Raw genomic sequence first — 17,944 nt, 5'->3', positions numbered from 1 at the left:
TCCTTTGCCCATTGTCCTAAATGGATCTGCATCTATGCCTTCGAAAACGGCGCTCGCTTCGTCTTTATATAACGCTTCAGCTCTTCGTAAAAATTTTCACGCGTCCCCACCAAAACCACGACCACAACATGTCCGCTGTCATCTTGGTCGATCAAATAAGCAATCTCGTAATTGATGCCTCGATGATAAATGTCATAACCGTAAATTCCTGCCAAATCACCTGTTTTCGCTTCCCCTGCTTCGGCGGGATCGGTAAGAATCTGCCGCAAGGCTTCGATCAAACGCTGCTTCAGAGCTGCATCCTTTTTTGTCAATTTTTTAATGGCTTTTTCTGCTTTCGGAAGCAATTGCAGTTGATTATGATTCATCATCTTCGCCAAATAACTCCTCTAACGCATCCGCCGTATACGTTTTTGCCTTTGGTCTTTCCTCAGCAATCATGGCATCTAAAGCAGGAGCGATTTGCGATTTACGATATACAAATTCTTTGTATAGTTCTTCACCTGCATACCCTTCCCTGATCAAGTCTTTTAAAATCAGATCGGAAAAGTCAAAGTGGTCCTCATGAATCGGATGAATAATTAATTTATTATCCGCCAGCTCAATCAGCACTTCATTTCCAATCCCTAATTGCTCATAAAAATCTTTTGGGATTGTAATTTGTTTTTTCCTTGATACAGCAATGCGCTTCACACGTTTTTTCTTGTCATCTGGGAGTTTGTCCATCGATACCTTCTCCTTTGTCATGGCATCTGATGGTATCATAGTATTCCCCTCCTCCCCAAAACATAACCAAATTTCTTGGTTTCTTTACTAATGATCATAGCATAGAGCGAAAGCAAACACAATGATTGGCCCCTGCTTTTGTTCAATGTTTATGAGAAGGGTTTCCAACAATCACGCAAACACCCGAAGCCTTCTTTGGCTTCGGGTGTTTCGGTTCACACTTCCTCACAATATTCGTCAAACAGCGCCTGCAGCTTTTGCACGACGGCGACCGGTTCGTGCCCTTCGATGTCGTGGCGGTGGAGCATGGCGCACAGTTTTCCGTCTTTTAACAAGGCGAACGACGGCGAGGACGGCGGCTCGCCGACAAAGTATTCGCGTGCACGGGCCGTTGCTTCTTTGTCTTGGCCGGCAAAGACGGTCACCAAATGGTCCGGGCGCTTGTCGTAATGAACGGCGTGGGCCGCTGCGGGACGGGCGATGCCGCCGGCGCAGCCGCACACGGAGTTGATGAGGACAAGCGTGGTGCCCGGACGGCGGAATGCCGCATCGACGTCTTCCGGCGTGCGCAGCTCTTCAAATCCGGCTTCGACCGCTTCACGCCGCGCTTGTTCGACGATGTCGTGATAGAGCGGAAATTGAAATTGGAACATCTCAACACCTCCTTCGGTTTGCCTTTATCATATCACAGTTCACCGCCTCGCTTCCGTTCATACGCTTCGATCAGCTCGCGGACGGCGGCGGTGACCGGCTTGGCGCCGGAAATGACGCTGTTCTCGAGCATCGGGAGCGTTTCTTTCACGATCGGGTCGGCGAAAAAGCGCGTTTCGATATATTCTTTGATCATGGCATGCATCCAGTCTTTTTGCTGCTGGCGGCGGCGGTCGAAAAACACGCCCGATCGCTTCGTCGTCTCGACGAACGTTTGAATGACGCGCCACATATCGGCGATCCCTTCGCCCAACAGCGCTGAGCATGTGTATGCTTTCGTCTCCCAGCCGGGCGTGGCCGGGCGGAGGTAATGGAGAAACTGGTTGTATTCGTTTTGCGCCGTCCGCGCTTTTTCTTTGTTGTCGCCGTCCGCCTTGTTGATGACGATGGCGTCGACCAGCTCCATGATGCCGCGCTTCATGCCTTGCAGCTCGTCGCCGGCGCCGGTTAGCGCCAAAAGAAGGAAAAAGTCAACCATCCCGCGGACGACAAACTCGCTTTGCCCGACGCCGACCGTTTCGACGAGGATGATGTCATAGCCGGCTGCTTCGCACAGCATCATCGTCTCGCGCGTTTTCCGGTGCACGCCGCCAAGCGCCCCACCGGATGGAGATGGGCGGATGAAGGCGCGCGGATGGCGGGCGAGCGCCTCCATCCGCGTTTTGTCGCCGAGAATGCTGCCGCCGGTCAACGAGCTTGTCGGGTCGACGGCCAAGACGGCGACGCGGTGCCCTTGCTCGCACAAAAACGTGCCGAACGCTTCAATGAACGTGCTTTTTCCCGCTCCCGGCACGCCGGTGACGCCGATGCGAATCGAGCGGCCGACGTGGGGGAGCAGTTCATTGAGCACTTGCTGGGCAAGATCCATATGCCTAGACGCATTGCTTTCGACAAGTGTAATCGCCTGCGCCAAAATGGTGCGGTCGCCGGCGAGCACCCCTTGGACGTACTCTTCGACCGACCGCTCTTTCCGTCTCACGACCCGCTTTGGCGCCGGCGGACGCTCGGCTTGCACGTACGACGACAAGCCATTGCCGTCCGCCCATTCCGGGCGCCGCGGCTGCCCGTCCGAAGCTGCGCTCTGGCCGCTTTCCTGTTCCCGCCGTTTCTCTTCCCCGCTCATGGGTTCACTTCCTCATAGCCAAGCCGGGCGTAAATTTCATCCAACACTTTTTCCGCTGACTCCGGAATCACGGTGCCCGGCCCGAAGATGGCGGCAGCGCCGTGTTCATACAAAAACGCGTAGTCTTGCGGCGGGATGACGCCGCCGACAAAAACGAGAATGTCGCCGCGGCCGAGTTTTTCAAGCTCCGCCACAAGCTGCGGCACGAGCGTTTTATGTCCGCCGGCGAGCGAGCTGATGCCGACGGCGTGCACGTCGTTTTCAACTGCTTGGCGCGCCGTTTCTTCCGGCGTCTGGAAAAGCGGGCCGATGTCAACGTCAAACCCCAGATCGGCAAACGCTGTGGCGACGACTTTCGCCCCGCGGTCATGGCCATCCTGCCCCATTTTCGCAATCAAGATGCGCGGACGCCGCCCTTCCAGTTCGGCAAACTGCTCCACCCGCCGCTTCACCCGTTCGAGCTGGGTTTCGTTTTTGTATTCCGAGCTGTACACGCCGCTGATCGAGCGGATGGCGGCGCGATGGCGACTCGCCACTTTTTCGATCGCATACGAAATTTCCCCGAGCGTCGCCCGGACGCGCGCCGCTTGGACAGCGAGCTCAAGCAAGTTCCCTTCGCCCGTTTCCGCCGCTTTCGTGATGGCGGCAAGCGCCGCTTCGACCTGCTCGTTGTCGCGCATCGCCTTGAGCTCGTTCAGCCGCTCGATTTGCCGCTGGCGCACGGCGGTGTTGTCGACTTCCAAAATGTCGATCGGTTCTTCTTTGTCCGGGCGGTATTGGTTCACGCCGATGATCGTTTCCGCTCCTGAATCGATGCGCGCTTGGCGGCGGGCCGCCGCTTCTTCGATGCGCATTTTCGGGATGCCGGTTTCAATGGCTTTCGCCATCCCGCCCAAGCTTTCGATTTCTTCGATATGCGCCCACGCCCGCTTCATCAATTCGTTCGTCAACGCTTCGACGTAATACGAACCGGCCCACGGGTCGATCGTCCGGCAAATGCCCGTTTCTTCCTGCAAGTACAGTTGCGTATTGCGGGCGATGCGCGCCGAGAAATCCGTCGGCAAGGCAATCGCTTCATCCAAGGCGTTCGTATGGAGCGACTGCGTATGCCCCATCGCCGCCGCATGCGCCTCGATGAGCGTGCGCACGACGTTGTTGAACGGATCTTGCTCGGTCAAGCTCCAGCCCGACGTTTGCGAATGCGTTCTTAGAGCAAGCGATTTCGGGTTTTTCGGGTTGAACGTTTTCATCATTTTCGCCCACATGAGGCGCGCCGCCCGCAGTTTCGCCACTTCCATAAAGTAGTTCATGCCGATCGCCCAGAAAAACGACAGCCTTGGCGCGAACGAGTCGATGTCAATGCCCGCTTTCAAGCCGGTGCGCACGTACTCAAGCCCGTCGGCGAGCGTGTACGCCAGCTCCAGATCGGCCGGCGCCCCGGCTTCCTGCATATGGTAGCCGGAGATGCTGATGCTGTTGAACTTCGGCATGTATTTGGCCGTATAGGCGAAAATGTCGGCGATGATGCGCATCGACATCTCCGGCGGATAAATGTACGTGTTGCGCACCATATATTCTTTCAAAATATCGTTTTGAATCGTGCCGGACAGTTTGTCTTGCGTCACTCCCTGCTCTTCGGCCGTGACGATGTAAAACGCCATAATCGGGAGCACCGCTCCGTTCATCGTCATCGACACCGACATTTGGTCAAGCGGGATGCCGTCAAACAAAATTTTCATATCGAGCACCGAGTCGATGGCGACCCCTGCTTTGCCGACGTCGCCGACGACGCGCGGATGGTCGGAGTCATAGCCGCGGTGGGTGGCCAGGTCAAAGGCGACCGACAACCCTTTTTGCCCCATCGCCAAGTTGCGCCGATAAAAGGCATTGCTCTCCTCGGCGGTCGAAAAACCGGCGTATTGGCGGATCGTCCACGGCCGCACGACATACATCGTCGGATACGGCCCGCGCAAGTACGGCGGCAAGCCGGGCAGATAATCAAGAAAATCGAACCCATCGATGTCATTCTTTGTATACAACGGCTTCACCGCAATGTGCTCATTCGTCTCAACCAACAGCTCATCGATCGACGCTTGCACGCGCCGCTCGATGGCGTCTTTCCACTGTTTCTCCTCCACATCGGCCGCTATGGCGGAAAGCGTCATCTTTGTAAAATCAATGTACTTCGCCATCCAACGCCACCCCTCTTTCCGTGAGAAACGCCGCGATCACCTCGTACGCGTTCGAACCGAGATGAATCGATCCGTCCACGCCCGCGGCCGCGTACGTGTTCTCGAGCTCTTCCGGCGGTTTTCCGGCCACATACAGCTTCGCGTCCGGCTTCGCTTGCTTGAACGCCCGAGCCAACGCCGGAACAAACGCCGGATAATCGTCGTCGACGCCGCACACGATATAATGCGTCCCGCTCGTGCTTTGCACCCATTCGACCGCTTCCTCGACCGAGGCGAAGCCATCGCTTCGTTCAGCCGCCACCCCGCCGGCCGCAAACAGCCCGGCGATGAAATCGGCGCGCGCCTGATGGCGGACAAGCGGTCCGATATTGATCAAGTGAACGGAAAGCCGGCTTCCCGTGCGCTCCGCATGCTTCTCAGCCTCCTTGCGCAGCCGCTCAAACGGCTCGGCCAAGCGCCATGCGCGAATCGGCGCAATGCGGACGGACGTGTTTCCGTCAGCGAGAGCCGCCGCGATTTCCCGAGCGGTTGCTCGGCGACGAGCCGCATCAATCGCCGCTTCCATCCACTTCCCGAAGGCAAGCGCGCTGCGAATATCAGCCACCCGCTTTTCCTCCAGCGGCGGCAACTCGTTCACCGCGGCTTGCGTCGGCTTTTCGATCGGCGTTTCTTCTAAGTTCGCATACACGTTCGTGCCGACGATTTTTTCCTTCCGCATCTTGACCCGATCAAGCCGCTGCTTGGCGACCGCTTCCACTTCCGCCTGCACGAAGCCGGCTTCGAGCGCCTTCGCCATGCCGCCTTGTTCTTCGACGCGCTGGAACAGCTTCCACGCTTCTTCGGCAAGTCTAGCGGTCAACGTTTCCACATAATACGAACCGCCGGCCGGATCGATGACGTTCGCCATATGCGCCTCTTCAAGCAAAATGAGCTGCGTGTTGCGGGCGATGCGCCGCGAAAACTCATCAGGAAGACCGATCGCTTCGTCAAACGGCGACACGTGCACTCCATCGGCGCCGCCGACAACAGCCGCAAACGCTTCCGCCGCCGCCCGCAGCATGTTCACATATGGGTCGTACACCGTTTTCGTAAAGGGTGAGGTGCGCACATATAGCTCGATCCGCCTTGCCGATTCGCCGCCGTCAAACGCCTCCATCACTTGCGCAAACAAGCGCCGCGCCGCCCGCAGTTTTGCGATTTCCATAAAGAAATCCGCTCCAACCGCAAACGACGCTTGCATCCGCACCGCGATGTCGTCGACCGCCAAGCCTCGATCGAGCCCGGCGCGGATGTACTCGACCGCCGTCGCCAGCGCAAACGCCAGCTCCTGCACGGCGTTCGCCCCGCCGTTATGATACGGCTCTCCGCGCACGAACATCGTGCGGACGACAGGCATCTCGTCCTTCGCCCACTTTGTTGCTTCCACCATTTCATCATACAGCCGCTCAAGCGAACACGAAAGCGTCCCCTGTTCCGCCCACGCTCCGAGCGGATCCATGCCGATCGCGCCCCGTACGCTCGATAGCGGCACTCCCTGCTCCTTGAAATAAGCGACAAGCAGCGCCAAAAACGAAAGCGACCGCTCCCCGGCGTCCACCCGGAGCGAATAGCGATCGAGCGGCACGCCAGCAAACATCACCGCCACATCCTCAACCGACTCGACGGCAAACGGCAGCCGACCAAGGGCAAGATGGATTTCCGTCTGCCCCCGCTCCAAGTCGTGCTTGACCGCTTCGTTCCAATCGGACGGGCTCGCCGCCGAAATCTCCTGGCTCACCTTCCACGGCCCGCCCCGATACCCTTCCGGCCGCGCCCCGCGCACGTACTGCCCAAAGCCCGGGTACTGCTCAAGCGGGCCGAGCGCCTCTACATCGCGACGCGTATAGAGCGGTTTCACCGCAATGTTTTCATACGTCATCGTCACAAGCCGCTCGAGCGGCTTGCCTTTCAGCGATTTTTCCGCTTCCCGCTCCCACTCCTCCACCGTCGGAGCTGGAAACACCGCTTCCTTCATCTTTGCGACATCGCTCATTTCCCCATTCCCCTTTCGCGTCTTTCTCCCAAAAAAGAAACCGCTTTCGTTTTTCCGCGCCTTTTTCCACCTGAAGACGGGCAACACCCAATGGCGCCTCACGCCAAACAAATGAAGCCGTGCTTGGGTGGGAAAAAACGGGTTCTATGTTTATTGTAGTACATAGGCTGGTTTTGGGCAATGAACAAAGACTTCTTGGTTGCTGTCAAACGGGACATGGACTTCGCACAAAATCGCAAGGATTTTACATGTGTCAAGAATTCATTTGACATGGGAATGGAAAGCACTCCCCCATTTCACCAAGAAGATCGGAAATGTGAAGTGTAGACAATTTACAAATCATCCAAATCAAAGGATCTTCACCACAAAGTATACTTGACAAAGAAAGACGATCATGATGAGGAAAACCAACACAACATTTTTTTCTTTTTATACCGTACATCTCTTTAAGCAATATTGCTGAACCAAATCAAAACTAAAAAGGGTTTGGATGACAAAAAATATTGACAATTTCTTTTTTTTTGATATGTGTAATATATAGAATTTTTTGTATAAAAAGGAGGGGAAGATCATGAAACTGAACAAACTCACATCCGCTATTCTGGGAAGTGCAATTTTGCTGACAAGCGCTATTCCTCATGTCTTTGCCGCTGAACCAACGTACGCCAGTTTAAGTCCAGCTAATGAAACAAAAATCGGCACTTCTGCATACTTCACCAAACAGTTGTCGTGGGGCGGAGGGGCGACCAATACGTATTATGTGGAATATTGGAATGGGGTCACCACTTCTTTTTACGATCCAAAAGCCAATTATTATTCTACTTATAGCACTTCTTATTACAATAAAGGATCACTAAGTACAAAAACATGGTATACGTCTCTTTATGTCTCCAATGGCACAAGCGATGCAGCCTACGGAAGTGTCACTTTAAAAGACAGATAACACACTGAATCATCCATCAAGCACCCTAGTTTCAATAAAAAAACTAGGGTGCTCAATGATGAAAGGAGCGACATCATGATTTCATTAAAAAACATTAGCAAATCATTCCATATCCAGTCGGGCCGACTCGAAGTTTTAAAAAACATTCAGCTTGCCATTTCAAAAGGGGAGTGGGTTTCCATCGTTGGACCGTCCGGCAGCGGAAAATCAACCTTGTTGCATATTGCATCTGGTTTGCTCCATCCTGACTCGGGGGACGTGTGTTTCAACGATACAAACATTTATCAGTTGACAGAGCGTCAACGAAGCAATTGGAGGCGAAACCATATCGGATTTGTCTTTCAAGATTTCAAATTGCTTCCTTACTACTCTGTATTGGATAATGTGATCCTTCCCTTATATTACGATCACCCAAAACATGAATTGCGCAAAAAAGCCAAAAAACTGCTTCATATGATGGGAATTGACGAGTCTTTATTCTCTCGACTGCCAGAAAGCCTATCTGGGGGAGAAAAGCAGCGGGTGGCGATAGCCCGCGCATTAATCGCCAACCCGGATGTTCTTTTTTGCGATGAACCTACCGGCAATCTCGATCATGAGAATCGCAATCATATCGTTCAACTGTTTTGCCAATTACACATACAAGGAAAAACGATGGTTGTCGTCACGCATGATATGGAAGTAGCTGTTCATGCCAATCACATCTATCGTTTAGTGAATGGAATGCTTGCAAGGGCTGAGGTGAGAATATGATTTCCATCACATGGAAACGTCTCTATTCTCGAAAATGGATATCGATCACCACGCTCCTCGCCTTCATCAGTATTTATACTCTTATTCCTTTTGGATGGGACAAGTCGAAAACGGCCACAACGACCATTCAAAAATCGATTGAACAGTACGGCCGAGGCAGCTACGACCTGCTTGTACGCCCACCTTCTTCCCGCACAACGATTGAACGGGCGCTCCATATGGTCGAGGAAAACTATATTGGAGACAGCAAAGGAGGAATCTCCATTTCTGAATGGAAAAAAATCAAAGAAGATCCAGATGTAGAAATTGCCGCGCCTGTCGCATCTCTTGGTTATTTCCGTGGAAAAAAGGTTTCAATAGAATTTCCCGTACTTAACCGACCGACCCGCTTTACATATCAATTTTATACATCAGATGGCCGAAAAAAATATCCATTAAACAAAGAAAAATCCATTGTCTATTTTGAGCGGCCGCATCCGGGCATGATTCAGTATATAACCAATAACAGAGAGCAACAACTGTTTAGTTCATCCATGTCTGTTCTTATGCCAGAGAACTACTACCTTTTAGTTGCTATCGATCCAGATAGCGAGGGAAAATTAACCAGAATTGATTTTTCAGCTTTAAAGAAAAAGACAAATAACCCTATTCTCCAAGACATTTTAAAAAGCTATGGAAATCCGCCTGTTGTAAAAGTGTTGCAAAACCGCGACTTACATATCCCATTGTATTTGAAGCTCACTGTTGACCAATTGGATGTCAAGCTGCCAGACTATTTAACGATGCTCGGTCTCAGAGAAAGCCAATGGATGATGGAAGCGTCTCCCGAAAAAATCGATGCGGCCTTGTCGACATTGCAAAAGGCGCCAATTCAATCATCTCAAACAATGGAAATCAATTTATCCCATTTTCAAAAACCGTTTGATGGCTCTGCTTTAGCATTATCCGATCAATTTGTGCCGATGCTGTCGGAAAGATTTGTAGCCGATCATAATACGTCCGTCTACTATGTGGCTTCAAAACTTCAATATGAACACGTACAATCTGTACCGACAGTAAACATTGTGCATCATGGCGAACCGCCTTCTTATAAAAAAATAGAGAAAAAAGGCGTATCAATGCAGGAATCTCAAGACATACCTTTTCTTATTGAACAAGTTGGAACGTTTTCACAGAATACGTCCTCCCGAAACAGACTTGCTGCTAGCCCGTTAGGCATTTACGGGGAAATGAAAGCTATAGCTGAAGACGGAACCATTCTAACCCCCACCACCCATCCAGGAAGCTTTATTCCTTCACCAGCAAGCGGGGTCACCACTCTTGATGCAGCAGAACTGATTAAAGGCAAAAAACCAATTGATGCCATACGGATCAAGATTGCTGGAATCACCAATTATAACGAAGCAGCTCGGGAGAAAATCAAGAAAGTCGCCACCAAATTGCTAAAAATGGGATATGAGGTGGACGTGGTAGCCGGTTCCTCTTTTAAGGAAATGACGCTGCGGGTAGAGGGGATTGGGAATGTCAAAGAATCATGGACGACATTAGGCGTTGCGCAAACATTGACAGAAACATGGAATGGGTTCTATATCCTCACCACAATTTTACTCATTCTCTTCGCGGGGTTCTGGTTGGTTGTTCGATTTATATTTGAACAGAACACATTGGCAAGAGAAAATGAACTTCTTTCTATTATTGGATGGGAAAAGGAAAAGATTCGCTGGCGAAATATCCTTGAACAATATATGTTGACATCCATTGCTCTTATTGTGTCGCTTTTCTTTTTGTATCAATGGGACGCCACTCCTTCGATGTACGCCGTTGCTGTTCTGTTATGGATCTTTACGTTGGCTGCTGTTGCTCTTTTATGGATGAGACGAGAGAAAACACGAAAGAGAATACATGCATACAAACAGCTGGCCTCCATTTTCTACTATAAACAACTGATCATCCCGATGATGTTCGTGCTTTGCCTCGCTCTGACGTTATTAGCCATCCATATCGCCGCATTAGGAGATGCTTGGCAACGATCATCGACGACATCAATGGGAAACTACATTAATGATCGAACGAATTTCTTTCGACTGTTTGTTGCAATCGTTGTGTTTTACTTAAACACAATCTCATTGAGTGAAGGAGTAGCATCCTTGTTCAACGAACGAAAACAAGAATTCGTCATGTATAGAATGATTGGATGGACAAAAGGAAAGATAGTGAAATTTTTATTTATGGAAACGTTCGCATGGTCTGCTTGGGCAAGTTTGGCAGGAGCAGTGATAAGTGGAACAATCCTTTGTATGCTAAACGTCTCAATGAAGTGGATTTGCATCGGCATAGGAATCGCTGTCTTGATGGTAGCCATAACCTTGGGTTCCATGATTGGATCTCGCCTTGTTCAACTGTCGGAATAATCTTCTCGCCTTCCCTTTTCCCATTCTTGCAATCCTTTTGAATAAGGCAACCCCATAATCGAACAGTAGCTCCTTTCATCACCTTGTTGAAACGGAATGAAAGGAGCTTTTGTTCACCATCACCGTCAATGAGAGTTGTCATTTCCGAAAAAACGTTCCGCAAATCGATCCTCGAACCAAAACAGCCCCATCCCGGTTATACACTCATCCGAGTACCACATACTCTTTGTAGGTCATAGGGGCCTGTTCCTTTTCTGGTGAACCCATATCCTCCACCTGCCTCCTATTTATATTGATTATACACCATCCATTCCTGTGTCTTGAACGATGTTTACTCCTCTTCCCAAACGAGCGGCAGGCGAACCGATACAGTCGTCCCACGTCCAAGGTCGCTGTCGAACGAAATCGCGCCGTCATGAAGAGAGACGATTTGTTTGACGATGGCAAGCCCCAAGCCAGTGCCGCCTTCTTTGCGGGTGCGGGCGCGGTCGACGCGGAAAAAGCGCTGGCCGAGAAACGGGAGCTGGTCTTTTGGAATGCCTTTGCCCGTGTCTTGGACGACAAGCTCGCCTTCCGTTTCCGACAAGCGGGAAAGCCGCACCGTCACCACACCGCCTTCTGGGGTGTAGCGGATGGCGTTGTCAAGCAAGTTGCGCACGACTTGTTCGAGCCGGTCGGCGTCGCCGTTGACGATGATGTCATAGTCCAACTCGCACGCCAGCTCGATCCGCTTTTGCGCGGCGATCGGTTCATACGTGGCGATGACATCTTCGATCACTTGGGCGAACGCCAACGGCGCGCGCTCGAGCGGCACGCTTTGCCCTTCAAGGCGCGCCAAATCCAAAAGATCGCGCACCAGCCGCTCCATCCGCTCCGTTTCGCGGTGGATGAGGCGAAGATGCGCCTTTTCCTCTTCTTCCGTTTTCGCAAGGCCTGCAAGGAGCGCTTCGCTGTATCCTTTCATATAGCTGAGCGGCGTGCGCAATTCATGCGAGACGTTCGCTAAAAACGCGCGCTTCCGCTCGTCTTCTTTGGCAATGGCGTCCGCCATTTGGTTGAACGCCTTCGCCAGGCGGCCGATTTCATCATCGCTCCGCACGGGAATGTCCGCCTCATAACGCCCTTCCGCCATGCGTTCTGCCGCTTGTTCCATCGCTTGGAGCGGCTCGGTCATCTGCCGCACCATCCGCCGCCCGGCCACCAACAGCGCGCCTGCGAACACGGCGGCGAACGGCCAAAACACAGCGGCTGCCCGCTTCGTTGCCGCCTGAACGTCGGCTAACGGCAAATACAAGTAAATCGCTCCTTCAAGCCGTCTGCCGTCCAAAAGCGGAACGACGACCGCCATCACGCGGCGGCCGAACCGCTTTTCGTATCCCGTTTTGACGACAGGCTTTCCATTTAACAGCGTTTCTCGGTCGCGGCCGCTGACCAACGCGTCATAGTGGACCGGAAACGGAAAGCAGGCGCTCAGTTCGCGCGGGTTGTCGATCAACAAGATCGTGGCCGTCGATTTTTCATCATACCATTCGATTTGACGGCGATACGCCTCCGTCACCGCCCCGCCGCGATAATCGCGGGCGAGGCTCGTCCCTTCCGCGATCAATGTTCGCTCGACTTCTTTCATGTACACCGTTCTGTAAAAATAATTCAGAAGGCCAAAGGAAAACGCCAGCGTCACCACGACCGCGGCGCCGATCGAAAGCCATATTTTCTGTCCTAACCGAAGCCGCCTCATGTTCATCCCTCAAACTTGTAGCCGATGCCCCAGACGGTTTGGATGTGGCGGGCAGCGTCTTTCAGCTTCATACGCAGCGTTTTGATATGCGTATCGACCGTGCGAGCGTTTCCCGTATAGTCGTACCCCCATACTTTGACGAGCAAGTCGTCGCGGCTGAACACCTGGCCGCGGTGTTTTGCCAAAAACAGCAACAGCTCAAACTCTTTCAGCGTCAGCTTCACCGCCTGGCCGCCAACAGTCACGGTTCGGCCTTTTTCGTCGATGGCCAGGTTGCCAAATCGGAGATGCCCCTCATGTTCAAAACCGCGACCGGTCCGACGCAGCACCGCCTCGAGGCGGGCGACGAGCTCCCCCGGGCTGAACGGCTTGACAATGTAATCGTCGCCGCCCAGCTTCAATCCTTTCACTTTATCCCATTCTTCGCCAAGCGCGGTCAAAAACAACACCGGCACGTCCGACTGCTCGCGGATGCGGGCGCAGACGGCGAATCCGTCCTGTTTTGGCATCATGACGTCCAACAGCACAACATCGACCGGATGTTGCGAAAGCAGCACCAGCGCTTCTTCCCCGTCCCCTGCTTCGAGGCAGCGAAAACCGGCGTTTTCCAAATACATGCCAACGAGCAGACGCATGTCTTCCTCATCATCCACAATTAAAACAACGCACTCCTTCATGTTCGTCCCTCCCGAATGAATAGCTGCAGCGGGCCGTCTCCCGTCTTCCAGCGGGCGAGCGGGCGCAGCGTCGCCTCATCGACCACGATGATTTCATCGCTGTCATAGCTCGCGATATACAACTGGCCGAACGCCGCTTCCATCGCAAATGGATTGGCGCCGACAGAGATGGAGCCGAGCCGCTTCCCGCTTGGCGAAAACCGATGGATCGTGTTCGAACCATGGCTTAGCACAAACACGCCGCGGCTCGTTTCGACAAAATCGACCGGCATGACCGGCGCAGCAACCGTCCGCAACAAGCGGCCGTCTCGAAGTGAATAGACATGGATATTGGTCTCCACCTTGCTTCCGCTTCCATGTCCGCCGATCCACAACTCCCCTTGCTGCTCGCGCATCAATCCGCCTAGCGCCATCTTCGGCACCGAAAATGAGCGAATGACACGAAGGCGGCTCGTATCAATGACAAAGGCGCGGCCGTCTTGGAAGTCGAGGGCATACATCTCCGTTCCTTGGCGATTGACAAGCAGCGTCATCGGGGAGTGTCCGACCGAAAGGCGGGCGATCTCTTTCCCGACCCGGCTCACAACGCGCACCGCGTGATGTTCGCTGTCGCCCAAAAACCACGTCCGGCCATCCGGGGACGGGGCCGCGCTGACGATGCCGCTTCCCGTTTTCCACTCTGAAAGCGGCTTTCCCGTCGCCAAATCATACCGATATACGCCGTCAAGCTCCCGTCCGTACAAAAGAAGCGTCCGGCCGTCTGGGCTCAACGCCCCTCCTTGAAACGGTTCATTGATGTTCCAACGGGCGATTTTGCGGCCGTTTTCTGCATTCAAAAAGGTGACCGTTTCCGCTTTGACATCGAGGCTGATGACGACAGAAAGCGAAGCGGCCACCGGGGGAAACGACGGATGGACGCAGCCGCTTAGCAGAAAGAACCAGCACAACAGCACCGACACGCTCGCTCGTTTCATCTCGTTTTTCTCCTTCGCACGTTCGTTTCTGCCCACATTATACTTCATATTTGTGAAAGAAGTTTGAAATCCCGCCACGCAAAAAACCCCACCGCCAACCGATGGCGATGGGGGAATCGTTAATAAATCGGCGTGTTGTCTTTGTTCATGTTTTCCAAAATCGCTTTGACGCGGGCGAGGAAGCGGCCGCAAATGAGGCCGTCCAAGACGCGATGGTCAAGCGACAAGCATAAGTTGACCATGTCGCGGATGGCGATCATGCCGTTTTTGACGACGGGTCGTTTGACGATCGTTTCCACTTGCAAAATGGCCGCTTGCGGGTAGTTGATAATGCCCATCGACTGCACCGAGCCGAACGCGCCGGTGTTGTTGACGGTGAACGTGCCGCCTTGCATGTCTTCCGGGCGCAGTTTGCCGGCGCGCGTTTTCGCCGCCAGTTCAGCGATTTCGCGGGCGATGCCTTTGATCGTTTTTTCATCGGCGTGCTTGATGACGGGCACGAACAAGGCGTCATCGGTCGCGACGGCGATCGAGATGTTGATGTCTTTGCGTTGAATGATCTTATCGCCCGCCCACGTCGAGTTCAGCTGCGGAAATTCTTTCAGCGCTTGGGCGACCGCCTTGACGAAGAAGGCGAAATACGTCAAATTGAACCCTTCACGCCGCTTGAACTCGTCTTTGATCGCATCGCGGTAGGCGACCAGGTCGGTCACGTCGACTTCGACCATCGTCCACGCGTGCGGCGCTTCGTGTTTGCTGCGGAGCATGTTCGCGGCGATCGCTCTGCGCACCGGGGTGACCGGAATTTCGATGTCGCCCGCTCCGGCTTCGACGTTCGGGGCCGCTAGTTTGACCGGCGCTGCTTGCGGCGCGGTTGGCGCGGCAGCGGCAGACGGTTGAGCCGCCGCGGCGGCCGGGGCCGGCTGCTCCGTTCTCGGTTCCGCTTTTGGCGCCGCTTGTTCCGCCGCCGGTGCCGCTCCCGCTTTCGGAATTTGCCCGGACTCAATGAGTTTGAGCAAATCTTTGCGCGTCACCCGCCCGCCAAGACCGGTGCCTTGGACTTGTTCCAAGTCAATGCCGTGCTCTTGGGCGAGGCGGAGCACGGCCGGCGAATAGCGGCCGTTGTTTGCCCGAGCGGCCTTTTTCGGAGCGGCTGGTTCCGCGCTGTCTTCTGCTTTCGGCGCTTCATCCGCCGGCTTCGCTTCCGGAGCCGGTGCAGCGCCTTCGACTTCGATCGTGCAAATCGGCGCGCCGACCGGGAGCGTCTCCCCTTCTTTGGCGATCAGCTCGCGAATGACGCCGGCAAATGACGACGGAATTTCCGCGCTCACTTTATCGGTGATGACTTCGGCAACTGGGTCGTATTTGTTCACTTTGTCGCCCGGGGAGACGAGCCATTTGCTGATCGTGCCTTCCGTGACGCTTTCCCCGAGCTGAGGCATCGTCAATTGTTCGATGGCCACATCGATACCCTCCTATCTTCGCTGCAATGTCTTCGCCGCGGCGCCCCGGCCGCCTGCGGTTCGCCTCAAAACTTGAGAAGCTCCGCAACGGACCGGGGTTTCTCCCTCCTCCACTGCTCCTAGACGGGAGGCGGCATGGATCCTTCCATTAAAACGCCGCGAGTTCACGCATCGCTTTTTCGACTTTTTCCGGGTTGACCATAAAGAACTTTTCCATCGTCGGCGCATACGGCATGGCCGGGACGTCTGGACCGGCGAGGCGCATAATCGGCGCGTCGAGATCAAACAAACAATGCTCCGCGATAATGGCGGCGGCTTCGCTCATGACGCTGCCTTCTTTATTGTCTTCCGTAATGAGCAGCACTTTTCCTGTTTTGCTCGCCGCTTCAATGATTGCTTCTTTGTCGAGCGGGTAGACGGTGCGCAAATCCAACAGGTGAACGGAAATGCCGTCTTGCGCGACGCGCTCGGCCGCCTGCAAGGCAAAATGGACGCACAGCCCGTACGTGATGACGGTGATGTCATCGCCTTCACGCTTGACATCCGCCTTGCCGATCGGAAGCACATAGTCGTCCTCCGGCACTTCCCCTTTAATGAGGCGGTAGGCGCGTTTATGCTCGAAAAAGAGCACCGGGTCTTCGTCGCGAATCGCCGCTTTCAATAATCCCTTTACATCATACGGCGTCGACGGCATGACGATTTTCAGCCCCGGCTGGTTGGCGAAAATCGCTTCCACCGATTGAGAGTGGTACAGAGCACCGTGAACGCCGCCGCCGTACGGGGCGCGGATGACGATCGGGCAGTTCCAGTCGTTGTTCGAGCGGTAGCGGATGCGCGCCGCTTCCGAAATGATTTGGTTGACCGCTGGCATGATAAAATCGGCAAACTGAATTTCGGCAATCGGGCGCAGGCCGTACATCGCCGCGCCGATGCCGACGCCGACGATCGCCGATTCAGCAAGCGGCGTGTCGATGACGCGCTCTTCGCCGAACTGCTCGTACAATCCTTGCGTCGCTTTGAACACCCCGCCTTTTCGGCCGACGTCTTCTCCTAACACAAACACGCGTGGGTCTCGTTCCATCTCTTCGCGAATCGCCATCGTAACCGCATCAATATAGGAAATAACAGGCATCGTCAAGTCCCCCTCCCTTACTCCTCGGCATACACGTAGCGAAGCGCGTGCTCCGGCTCGGCGTACGGCGCCTTTTCGGCGTAGTCGGTCGCTTCGTTCACTTCCTTCATGACGCGCGCTTGAATTTCTTCATCCCGTTCATCGGTCAAAACGCCCGTTTCTTTCAAATAGTTGGCAAATGTGACGATCGGGTCTTTGGCGCGCGCCTCAGCGAGCTCTTCTTCCGTCCGGTAGACGCGATGGTCGTCGTCCGACGAGTGCGACGTCAGCCGGTATGTCACCGCCTCGATGAGCGTCGGCCCTTCGCCGCGGCGGGCGCGGTCGGCTGCTTCTTTGACGACGCGGTACACTTCAAGCGGATCGGTGCCGTCGACCGTATAGCCCGGCATGCCGTAGCCGACGGCGCGGTCCGACACCTTTTCGCACGCGAGTTGTTTCGAAATCGGCACGGAAATGGCGTACTTGTTGTTTTCGCACATAAAAATCACCGGAAGCTTGTGAACGCCAGCGAAGTTGGCCCCTTCATGGAAGTCGCCTTGGTTCGACGATCCTTCGCCAAAGGTGACGAAAGCGACGAAATCTTTCTTTTCCATTTTCGCCGCCAACGCAAAGCCGACCGCATGCGGCACTTGCGTCGTCACCGGCGAGGAGCCGGTGACGATCCGGTTTTTCTTTTGCCCGAAATGCCCGGGCATTTGCCGGCCGCCGGAGTTTGGGTCTTCCGCCTTGGCGAACGCCGCTAACATCAATTCTCTTGGCGTCATGCCGAACGTCAACACAACCCCCATATCCCGGTAGTACGGCAGTACATAGTCCTTCGTCCGATCAAGGGCGAACGCCGCGCCGACTTGCGCCGCTTCCTGCCCTTGGCACGAGATGACGAACGGAATTTTCCCGGCGCGGTTTAACAGCCACATCCGCTCATCGAGCTTGCGGGCGAGAAGCATTGTTTCATACATTTCCAACACGGTGTCATCGCTTAATCCGAGCGCCTGATGACGGTTTTGCGCCATCGCAACAACCTCCCTTATTCCTTGTCAATGAATGATCATGCACCGAACGGATGCCG

Annotated in this window: 15 protein-coding genes; 3 read left to right on the top strand and 12 right to left on the bottom strand. The window is 54.1% G+C overall.

What is annotated here, in order from left to right:
* Positions 1-32 precede the first annotated feature (32 nt).
* The 6 genes from B9L19_RS06460 to B9L19_RS06435 all read right to left on the bottom strand — a co-directional run bounded on the left by B9L19_RS06460 (position 33) and on the right by B9L19_RS06435 (position 6,784).
* Positions 33-371, bottom strand: coding sequence for a type II toxin-antitoxin system RelE/ParE family toxin (locus B9L19_RS06460; protein WP_053004383.1), 339 nt, complete (start codon positions 369-371; stop codon positions 33-35).
* Complete coding sequence (locus tag B9L19_RS06455; protein WP_047752824.1) at positions 358-726, bottom strand: AbrB/MazE/SpoVT family DNA-binding domain-containing protein; 369 nt, start codon at positions 724-726, stop codon at positions 358-360. The genes B9L19_RS06460 and B9L19_RS06455 overlap by 14 nt, the downstream gene beginning before the upstream one ends.
* 215 nt (positions 727-941) lie before the next feature.
* The gene (locus B9L19_RS06450) at positions 942-1,379 is read right to left on the bottom strand and encodes a BrxA/BrxB family bacilliredoxin (protein ID WP_020756259.1); all 438 of its coding nucleotides are present in this window, start codon (positions 1,377-1,379) and stop codon (positions 942-944) included.
* Between the two features lie 32 nt (positions 1,380-1,411).
* Positions 1,412-2,560, bottom strand: coding sequence for a methylmalonyl Co-A mutase-associated GTPase MeaB (meaB, locus tag B9L19_RS06445; RefSeq protein ID WP_025949009.1), 1,149 nt, complete (start codon positions 2,558-2,560; stop codon positions 1,412-1,414).
* Positions 2,557-4,752 carry a methylmalonyl-CoA mutase gene (gene scpA, locus B9L19_RS06440; RefSeq protein ID WP_047752823.1) on the bottom strand — a complete coding sequence of 732 codons (2,196 nt, stop codon included), beginning with the start codon at positions 4,750-4,752 and terminating at the stop codon, positions 2,557-2,559. The genes meaB and scpA overlap by 4 nt, the downstream gene beginning before the upstream one ends.
* Positions 4,736-6,784 (bottom strand): methylmalonyl-CoA mutase family protein, encoded by a 2,049-nt coding sequence (locus B9L19_RS06435; RefSeq protein WP_047752822.1) that lies wholly within the window; start codon positions 6,782-6,784, stop codon positions 4,736-4,738. The genes scpA and B9L19_RS06435 overlap by 17 nt, the downstream gene beginning before the upstream one ends.
* Positions 6,785-7,355: 571 nt before the next feature.
* On the opposite strand from B9L19_RS06435, the gene B9L19_RS06430 reads away from it, so the two are divergent.
* From B9L19_RS06430 to B9L19_RS06420, 3 genes are all read left to right on the top strand, one after another.
* On the top strand, positions 7,356-7,727 hold the full coding sequence (locus B9L19_RS06430; protein WP_025949006.1) for a hypothetical protein: 372 nt from the start codon (positions 7,356-7,358) through the stop codon (positions 7,725-7,727).
* A gap of 75 nt (positions 7,728-7,802) precedes the next feature.
* The gene (locus tag B9L19_RS06425) at positions 7,803-8,480 is read left to right on the top strand and encodes an ABC transporter ATP-binding protein (RefSeq protein WP_025949005.1); all 678 of its coding nucleotides are present in this window, start codon (positions 7,803-7,805) and stop codon (positions 8,478-8,480) included.
* Positions 8,477-10,891, top strand: a complete 2,415-nt coding sequence (locus B9L19_RS06420) for an ABC transporter permease family protein (protein WP_053914908.1) — start codon at positions 8,477-8,479, stop codon at positions 10,889-10,891. Before B9L19_RS06425 ends, B9L19_RS06420 begins: the two co-directional genes overlap by 4 nt.
* 331 nt (positions 10,892-11,222) lie before the next feature.
* On the opposite strand, the gene B9L19_RS06415 is transcribed toward B9L19_RS06420, so the two are convergent.
* The 6 genes from B9L19_RS06415 to B9L19_RS06390 form a co-directional block, all read right to left on the bottom strand.
* Complete coding sequence (locus B9L19_RS06415; RefSeq protein ID WP_025949003.1) at positions 11,223-12,629, bottom strand: sensor histidine kinase; 1,407 nt, start codon at positions 12,627-12,629, stop codon at positions 11,223-11,225.
* 2 nt (positions 12,630-12,631) lie between these two features.
* Entirely contained in the window at positions 12,632-13,306 is a 675-nt protein-coding gene (locus tag B9L19_RS06410; RefSeq protein ID WP_025949002.1) for a response regulator transcription factor, read from the bottom strand.
* On the bottom strand, positions 13,303-14,280 hold the full coding sequence (locus B9L19_RS06405) for a YncE family protein (RefSeq protein WP_047752820.1): 978 nt from the start codon (positions 14,278-14,280) through the stop codon (positions 13,303-13,305). Before B9L19_RS06405 ends, B9L19_RS06410 begins: the two co-directional genes overlap by 4 nt.
* 119 nt (positions 14,281-14,399) lie before the next feature.
* On the bottom strand, positions 14,400-15,743 hold the full coding sequence (locus tag B9L19_RS06400; RefSeq protein ID WP_047752819.1) for a dihydrolipoamide acetyltransferase family protein: 1,344 nt from the start codon (positions 15,741-15,743) through the stop codon (positions 14,400-14,402).
* A 148-nt stretch (positions 15,744-15,891) separates the two neighbouring features.
* Entirely contained in the window at positions 15,892-16,875 is a 984-nt protein-coding gene (locus B9L19_RS06395; protein WP_047752818.1) for an alpha-ketoacid dehydrogenase subunit beta, read from the bottom strand.
* Between the two features lie 17 nt (positions 16,876-16,892).
* On the bottom strand, positions 16,893-17,888 hold the full coding sequence (locus B9L19_RS06390; protein ID WP_025948998.1) for a thiamine pyrophosphate-dependent dehydrogenase E1 component subunit alpha: 996 nt from the start codon (positions 17,886-17,888) through the stop codon (positions 16,893-16,895).
* Positions 17,889-17,944 lie beyond the last annotated feature (56 nt).

Source organism: Geobacillus thermocatenulatus, assembly GCF_002217655.1.
Taxonomy (GTDB): Bacteria; Bacillota; Bacilli; order Bacillales; family Anoxybacillaceae; genus Geobacillus; species Geobacillus thermocatenulatus.
Note: the sequence above shows the minus strand (reverse complement) of the source record. Positions and strands in the feature narration are given on the sequence as shown.

What these genes read in the sequence shown, in the direction of transcription:
- B9L19_RS06410 (WP_025949002.1), bottom strand. Translation starts at nt 13,306, where the DNA reads ATGAAGGAGTGCGTTGTTTTAATTGTGGATGATGAGGAAGACATGCGT.
- B9L19_RS06450 (WP_020756259.1), bottom strand. Translation starts at nt 1,379, where the DNA reads ATGTTCCAATTTCAATTTCCGCTCTATCACGACATCGTCGAACAAGCG.
- B9L19_RS06460 (WP_053004383.1), bottom strand. Translation starts at nt 371, where the DNA reads ATGATGAATCATAATCAACTGCAATTGCTTCCGAAAGCAGAAAAAGCC.
- B9L19_RS06415 (WP_025949003.1), bottom strand. Translation starts at nt 12,629, where the DNA reads ATGAGGCGGCTTCGGTTAGGACAGAAAATATGGCTTTCGATCGGCGCC.
- B9L19_RS06420 (WP_053914908.1), top strand. Translation starts at nt 8,477, where the DNA reads ATGATTTCCATCACATGGAAACGTCTCTATTCTCGAAAATGGATATCG.
- scpA (WP_047752823.1), bottom strand. Translation starts at nt 4,752, where the DNA reads ATGGCGAAGTACATTGATTTTACAAAGATGACGCTTTCCGCCATAGCG.
- B9L19_RS06435 (WP_047752822.1), bottom strand. Translation starts at nt 6,784, where the DNA reads ATGAGCGATGTCGCAAAGATGAAGGAAGCGGTGTTTCCAGCTCCGACG.
- B9L19_RS06390 (WP_025948998.1), bottom strand. Translation starts at nt 17,888, where the DNA reads ATGGCGCAAAACCGTCATCAGGCGCTCGGATTAAGCGATGACACCGTG.
- B9L19_RS06395 (WP_047752818.1), bottom strand. Translation starts at nt 16,875, where the DNA reads ATGCCTGTTATTTCCTATATTGATGCGGTTACGATGGCGATTCGCGAA.
- B9L19_RS06425 (WP_025949005.1), top strand. Translation starts at nt 7,803, where the DNA reads ATGATTTCATTAAAAAACATTAGCAAATCATTCCATATCCAGTCGGGC.
- B9L19_RS06430 (WP_025949006.1), top strand. Translation starts at nt 7,356, where the DNA reads ATGAAACTGAACAAACTCACATCCGCTATTCTGGGAAGTGCAATTTTG.
- B9L19_RS06455 (WP_047752824.1), bottom strand. Translation starts at nt 726, where the DNA reads ATGGACAAACTCCCAGATGACAAGAAAAAACGTGTGAAGCGCATTGCT.
- meaB (WP_025949009.1), bottom strand. Translation starts at nt 2,560, where the DNA reads ATGAGCGGGGAAGAGAAACGGCGGGAACAGGAAAGCGGCCAGAGCGCA.
- B9L19_RS06405 (WP_047752820.1), bottom strand. Translation starts at nt 14,280, where the DNA reads ATGAAACGAGCGAGCGTGTCGGTGCTGTTGTGCTGGTTCTTTCTGCTA.